The organism is Nocardia sp. IFM 10818, assembly GCF_054655275.1.
In genome coordinates this window covers 996,523-1,004,105 of record NZ_BAAHJH010000001.1, presented here as the reverse complement: position 1 = coordinate 1,004,105, position 7,583 = coordinate 996,523, and the positions used below count along the sequence as shown (strand labels likewise).

Below are 7,583 nucleotides of genomic sequence, written 5' to 3'. Positions count from 1 at the left end.
ATCCGTTCTGTCATGCTCGTGCCGCTGAACCGCCCCCGAGAACCATCGAGAGCGGCCCCGCGGCGTGTTACTCGGCCAGGCTCGGCAGCGCGACCAGCGTGACCTGTGTCCACGCGTCCGCCACGGCGGCGGCGTCGGCTCCGCCGACTTCGGGCAGGGCGACGACCACGGCCTGCAGGTCCTCGAGCGCGGTCGCGTCCACCTGCGCGAGGCGGCCGTGCTCGGCCAGCACATGGGTGACCCATTCGTCGGCGAGCGCGTCGGTGAGCTCGATTCCGGCGTCCACCAGGATCATCGACGCGCCGGCGGCGCCCGTCGCGACCAGTTCGACCAGGGCCAGCGGGCCGTGCGCCCGGCCCAGGTGCACGGTGCGCGATTCGAAGGTCAGCTCCGCTTCCGTGCGCACCCGCTCGGCCAGCGCGGCCAGCCCGTCGTAGCTGAGGGCGCGGGCGCCCGGCGCGGCGAAGGCGGTGTCCTCACCGCGTAGCGCGCGGGTCCGGTTGGCGTAGGTGACCGGACGCGCCGACTCCGCCGCGATCTCGGCCACCACGGCCGGATCGTCGAGCGAGAGCCAGTCGATGCCCGGCGCCGAGACCGGCGCGCCGACGGTCAGGCCGACCTTCACGTCCAGGCCGCTCGGCGGGAGCCGGTCGACGGACGCCAGCGGGACCACCGCGGCGCCCGACTTGAGGACCGCCCACAGGGCCACGGCCAGATCGATGCCGCGCTCCAGCCGCACCGCCACGCCGGTGCCCGGACCGCAACCGCGGCCGATGAGCACCCGCGCCAGACGCGAGGAACGGGCATCGAGTTCGCCGTAGGTGAGCGCCTCGTCGCCCCAGGCCAGTGCCGGGCCGTCCGGATCGTCCTCGACCACGGCCGAGAGCGACTGCGGCAGCGCGGTGCCGCGGGCATTGGCCGGCGCGGGTGCGACCGCCAGCGGACCGGCCTGCGCGCGTTCGCGTTCGGCGGCGTCGAGGATATCGATATCGCCGACCGGGAGGTGCGGGTCGGCGGCCACGGCGGTGAGGATGCGCTCCAGCCGGCGGCCGAGCGCCTCCATGGTCGCCTCGTCGAAAAGGTCGGTGGCATAGGAGAACACCACGACCAGCTCGCCCGGCGTACCGTCGGCGGCGCGCAGCGGATCGACGCCGATCTGCAGATCGAACTTGGCGGCGGCCAGTTCGGCGTCCAGCGCGGCCACGGTCAGGCCGGGGAGTTCCAGCACCGCGGTCTCGTTGTTCTGCAGGGCGAGCACGACCTGCAGCAGCGGGTTGGCCGCACCGCGGCCGGGCGCGGCCACCTCGGCCACCCGCTCGAACGGCACGTCCGCATGGGCGAAGGCCGAGAGATCGGTTTCGCGGGCGCGTTCGACCAGTTCGTCGAAGGAGGCCGCGGTGTCGACGGCGGTGCGCAGCGTCAGCGTATTGACGAACATGCCGACCAGATCGTCGAGCGCGCGTTCGCCGCGGCCCGCGATCGGGGTGCCGATGGCGATATCGGAGCTGCCCGACATCCGGGCCAGCAGCACCGCGATGGCGGCGTGCACCACCATGAACAGCGAGGCATTGTGCTCGCGCGCAATGCGATTCAGCCCGGCGTGCACCTCGGCGCCGACGGCGAAGTCGACAATGGCGCCCGCCATGGAGGCCACCGCGGGCCGTGGCCGGTCCAGCGGCAGCAGGGCGGTCTCCGGCAGGCCGTCCAGCTGGTCGCGCCAGTACGCCAGCTGCTGCGCGGCAACGGAATCCGCGTCCTCGTCAGAGCCGATGACGGCGCGCTGCCAGACCGCGAAGTCGGCGTACTGCACCGCGAGCGGGGTCCAGCCCGGGTTCTCGCCCTGGGTGCGGGCCAGATAGGCGGTCATCAGATCGCGGGCCAGCGGGGCCATGGAGGCGCCGTCGGCGGCAATGTGGTGGGCCACCAGGATGAGCAGGTAGTCGTCCGGATCGTCGCCGGTGAGCAGGCCGATGCGCACCGGAACCGCTGCGGCCACATCGAATCCGGTGCCGACCAGTTCGGCGACCCGGGCGCCGATATCGCCGACGCGCTCCACCGCCAGGCCGCTGGGCAGGGCGTCGGCGACCGACAGCACCTCCTGGTACGGCGCGCCGCCCGGGCCGGATTCCGGATAGCGGGTGCGCAGCACCTCGTGGCGGGCCAGCACGTCCTCGGCGGCCTGGCTCAGGGCGGCCACATCGAGCGTGCCGGTGAGCCGGATGACCATGGGGATGTTGTAAGCCGGTGAGGCCGTGTCGAACTGGTTGAGCACCCACATGCGCTGCTGCGCCAGCGACAGCGGCACCCGCTCGGGGCGCTGTCCGGCCACCAGCGGCGGGCGCGCGCCGCCGGCGGCGCCGGGCACGATGCGGCCGGCCAGCGCGGACACCGTGGCGGTCTCGAACAGCTCGCGCACCGAGACGGTGGCGTCGAGAGCCTCGTTGATGCGCGAGACGGCGCGGGTGGCGACCAGGGAGTTGCCGCCGATATCGAAGAAGTCGTCGTCCGCGCCGACCCGGTCCAGGCCGAGCAGATCGGCGAAGACGCCCGCGACGATCTCCTCGATCGGGGTGGCGGGCGCGCGGAACGCCTTGACCTCGAAGACCGGGGCGGGCAGCGCCTTGCGGTCCAGCTTGCCGGAGGCATTGAGCGGGAAGGCATCCAGCACGGCCACCGCCGCCGGGACCATGTACGCCGGGAGGGTGCGCGCCAGCGCGGCCTTCACCGCATCGGCGTCCACCTCGGCGCCGGGCTCGCGCGCGACATAGCCGACGAGCTGATCGCCGGCGTGGGCGTCGGTGCGCACCAGCACCACCGACTGCGCGACGCCCGGCTGCGCCAGCAGCGCGGCCTCGATCTCGCCCAGTTCGATGCGCAGGCCGCGCAGCTTCACCTGGAAGTCGGTGCGGCCCAGGTATTCCAACTCCCCGGTGGCGGTCCACTTGACCAGGTCGCCGGTGCGGTACATGCGCTCGCCGTGGCCGAAGGGGCTGGCCACGAAGCGATCCGCGGTGAGGTCGGTGCGCGCCACATAGCCGGTGGCGAGCTGGTCGCCCGCCAGGTACAGCTCGCCCGCGATACCCGGGGCCACCGGGTGCAGCCGCGAATCCAGCACGTAGACGCGGGTATTGAAGACGGGGCGGCCGATCGGCACCGAGACGGTGTCGGCATCGGTGACCTCGTGATAGGTGACGTCGACCGCGGCCTCGGTCGGGCCGTACAGGTTGTGCAGGCGCGCGCCGGTGAGTTCGCGCAGCCTGTGCGCGGTCGGCGCGGGCAGCGCCTCGCCCGAGGCGAACACCTGCCGCAATGTCGTTGCGCCGGCGGCGATCTCGTCACCCAGCGTGGCCACGAAGACCGACAGCATGGACGGCACGAAGTGCACGGTGGTGACGGCTTCCGCGGCGATCACCTGGGCCAGGTACACCGGATCCCGGTGCCCGTCCGGCTTGGCGACGACGAGCCGCGCGCCGGTCTGCAAGGGCCAGAAGAACTCCCACACCGACACGTCGAAGGTGGAGGGCGTCTTCTGCAGCACGACGTCATCGCCGCGCAGCCGGTATTCGGCCTGCATCCAGACCAGACGGTTGACGATGGCCGCGTGACTGACGGCGACGCCCTTGGGGCGGCCCGTCGAGCCGGAGGTGAAGATGACGTAGGCGGTGTCGGCCGCACGCAATGGTTGTGTGCGTTCGAAGTTCGCGATCGGCGCGGGACTGTAGGTCCGGCACGCCTCCTCGATATCGTCGACGTACAGCAGCGGGATCTCGTGCTCACCGGCGACGAACCCGTCGCGCGTGGTGGTCAGGATGAGCTGCGGACGCGCGGTGTCGAGGATGTGGCCATTGCGCTCCAACGGCTGATCCGGATCCAGCGGCACATAGCCCGCACCGGTCTGCAGCACCGCGTACATGGCCACCACCAGCTCGGTGGAGCGCCGCATGGCCAGGGCGACAAGCGATCCCGGGCCGGGGCCGTTGCCGCCCGTCATGAGGCGCCGCGCCAGGCGGTTGGCGCGCTCGGACAGCTCGCGGTAGGTCAGGCGCTCGTCCTCGAACACCAGCGCCACCGCGTCCGGGGTGGCCGCGACCTGCGCCTCGAACATGGACACCAGCGTCGGCGCGGTGCCGTGCGGCAGTCCGACGGCGGTCTGCACGTCGAAGCGGGTGGCGTTCCAGTCGGTGAGCACCCGCTGCCGGTCGAGGGCGGTCAGCAGGTGGATATCGCCGACCGGCTTGGCCGGGTTCGCGGTCACCGCGGCCAGCACCCGCTGGAAGCCCTCGGCGAATCCGGCCACCGTGGCCTCGTCGAAAAGATCCAGCGCATAGGAGAATTCGGCCGCCAGACCGGTGGCCTCACCGCGCTCGTCGTGCGACTCCTGCATGGTGAGCTGCAGGTCGAACTTGGCGAACGGGATCTCCAGATCGGCGGCGGCCACGGTCAGACCGGGCAGCTCGAGCCGGGTCTGCGCCATGTTCTGGAAGGCCAGCATGACCTGGAACAGCGGGTTGCGGGCCTGCGAGCGCGCCGGATCGAGCAGTTCGACCAGGCGCTCGAAGGGCACGTCGGCGCGGCCGAAGGCCTGCACGTCCACCTCGCGCACCCGGCGCAGCAGATCCTCGAAGCCGGCGGCCGGATCGATATCGGTGCGCAGCACGAGGGTATTGACGAACATGCCGATGAGATCGTCGAGCTCGGCCTCGCCGCGACCGGCGACCGGGGTGCCGATGGCGATATCGCGGGTGCCGGACAGCCGCGCGAGCAGCACCGCGAGGGTGGCGTGCACGACCATGAACAGCGTCATATTGCGGGCCTCGGCGAAATGCCGTGCGGCCGCGTACACCTCGTCGTCGATGCGGAAGGCGAAGGTGCCGCCCCGGTAGGAGGCGATCGGCGGGCGCGGGCGATCCGACGGCAGCACCAGCTCATCGGGCAGATCGGCGAGGGTTTCGCGCCAGTACCCGATCTGCTGGGCCAGCAGCGATTCCGGATCGTCCTCGCGGCCCAGCGTTTCCCGCTGCCAGACCGCGTAATCCGCGTACTGCACGGCCAGCGGCGCCCACTGCGGCGCGGCGCCGCGGGCGCGCTCGGCGTACGCGGTCACCAGATCGCGGGTGAGCGGGCCCATGGACACGCCGTCACCGGCAATGTGGTGGATGACCGCGACGAGCACATGCTCCTCGGCGGCAATGCGCAACAGCCGCAGCCGAATCGGCGGTGCGGCGGTCACATCGAAGCCGGCGCCCACGGCCGCGGCGACCTGCGCCGGGACCTCGGCGGCCGGGACCTCGAGCACCGCGAGTTCGGGCAGCGCGCGGGGATCGTCGAGGGGCAGCACCAGCTGATAGCCCTCGCCATCCACCTCCGGGTAGATGGTGCGCAGGACCTCGTGCCGCGCAACGAGATCCGCGGCGGCCGAGCGCAGCGCCTCGATATCGATGGCGCCGCTGAGCCGCACCGCGACCGGGATATTGTCCACGGCGCTGGCGGGATCGAAGCGGTTGAGGAACCACATGCGCTGCTGCGCGAACGACAGCGGCACCCGCTCCGGGCGCGGAATGGCGCCCAGCGCGGGCCCGGCGGCAGCCGACTCGCCCTCGAGCTGGGCGGCCAGCGCCGACACCGTCGACGCCTCGAACAGCACGTGCACCGGCACCCGCACATCCAGGGCGGTGCCGATGCGGGCGGCGGCCTGGGCCGCCAGCAGCGAGTTGCCGCCGAGTTCGAAGAAATCGTCGTCGGCGCCCACCCGGGCATCCGGGTTGTCCGGAATCAGCAGGGTCGCGAAGACCTCGGCAATGGCTTCCTCGGCCGGGGTCGACGGCGCCCGGAATTCCCGCGCCGCGAACTCGGGCTCCGGGAGGGCGTCGCGGTCGAGCTTGCCGACCGGCGTCAGCGGAATCTCGTCCAGCACCACAATGGCCGCGGGCACCATGTACGCGGGCAGCGACTCCCCGACGAAGGCGGCCAGTTCCGCGGTGTCGACGGTGGCGCCCGGGCGCGGCAGCACATAGGAGACGAGCGCGGTCGCGCCCGAGGGCAGCGTCTTGCCCAGCGTGGCGGCGTAATCCACATCCGGGTAGCTGGTCAGCGCGGTGTCGATCTCGCCGAGCTCGATGCGCAGCCCGCGGATCTTCACCTGGAAATCGGAGCGGCCCAGGTATTCGATGACCCCGGCCGGATCCGATTCACCGCTCGCGGTGGTGGTGCGCCGCACCAGGTCGCCGGTGCGGTAGAGCCGCGCGCCCGGCACCCCGGTGGCCTCGCCGAACGGGCTGGCCACGAAGCGTTCCGCGGTGAGCCCGGGCCGCCGGTTGTAGCCCTGCGCCAGCGCCGGGCCCGAGAGGTACAGCTCGCCCACCACGCCGTCGGGCACCGGCCGCAGCCGCGAATCCAGGATGAACGCGCCGACGCCCGGAATGGCGGAGCCGATGACCACCGGCTCCCCCGGCAGCAGCGGCGCGGTGCTGGTGGCCAGAATCGTGGCCTCGGTGGGGCCGTAGCCGTTGAAGAACCGGCGGTCCTCGGTGGCCCAGCGCGCGACCAGTTCCGGTCCGAACTTGTCACCGGCGACGACCACGGTGGTCAGCTCGTCGAGGCCGGCCGGATCCACCGATTCCAGCGCGCCCGGCGTGATCAGCACATGGGTGACCTCTTCGCGCGCCAGCAGTTCCGCCAGCTCCACGCCGCCGAAGACGCCCGCGGGAGCGACCACCAGCGTCGCCCCGGCGGTGAAGGTGAGCAGCAGCTCCAGGACCGAGACGTCGAAGCTCGGCGAGCACACGTGCAGCACGCGGGCGTCCGCGGTGACGTCGTAGTGCTCCCGCTCGGCGGCCACCAGCCCGGCCAGGCCGGTGTGCGAGACCACCACGCCCTTGGGTTTTCCGGTGGAGCCGGAGGTATAGATGACATAGGCCGGATGCTGTTCGGTCAGCGGCCGCACCCGGTCGGCATAGGAGACCGGATGCGCGGGGTGGGTCGCGATCCGCTCGGCCTGAATGGGATCGTCGAGCTCGATCCAATAGGTGGCATTGCCCAGCGCCGCCCGGTACTGGCCGGTGGTGAGGCCCAGCACCGCGCCGGAGTCGGTCAGCAGATGCTCGATGCGATCGGCCGGATAGGCCGGATCGACGGGGACGAAGGCCGCGCCGGTCTTCGCGACGGCCCACACCGCCAGCACCGATTCGATGGACCGGGTGATGCCGATGGCGACCATGTCGCCGGGCCCGATGCCCTTGGCGATCAGCGCCCGCGCCAGCTGCGACGACTGCGCGTCGAGGTCGCGGTAGGTGATCTCACGCTGGTCGGCGGGCACACCGGTGGCATTGAACCGCACCGCCACCGCATCGGCCGCCGATTCGACCGCGGCCGTGAGCAGCTGCGCGAGCAGCAGGCCTCCCGACCGTCGACGACGGCTGCCGCGAACGGAACGGCGGGCAGTGTTCATCTATGTACCTTCACCTCTCGGTCTTGCTGGTCCGCGCCGCTGGTGACCGGCCGATCGACGTCCCTCATCCTCGCTCGGCCGAACGCGGGTCCGAGCACTGATGGTATCGAGCCCGCGCCGTGGCGGACACGGCTCA

Annotated in this window: 1 protein-coding gene; it reads right to left on the bottom strand. The window is 72.0% G+C overall.

Annotated features, from left to right (window positions below):
* Positions 1-67 precede the first annotated feature (67 nt).
* Positions 68-7,447 carry an amino acid adenylation domain-containing protein gene (locus ACYQ5L_RS04580; RefSeq protein WP_459955734.1) on the bottom strand — a complete coding sequence of 2,460 codons (7,380 nt, stop codon included), beginning with the start codon at positions 7,445-7,447 and terminating at the stop codon, positions 68-70.
* Between the last annotated feature and the right edge of the window lie 136 nt (positions 7,448-7,583).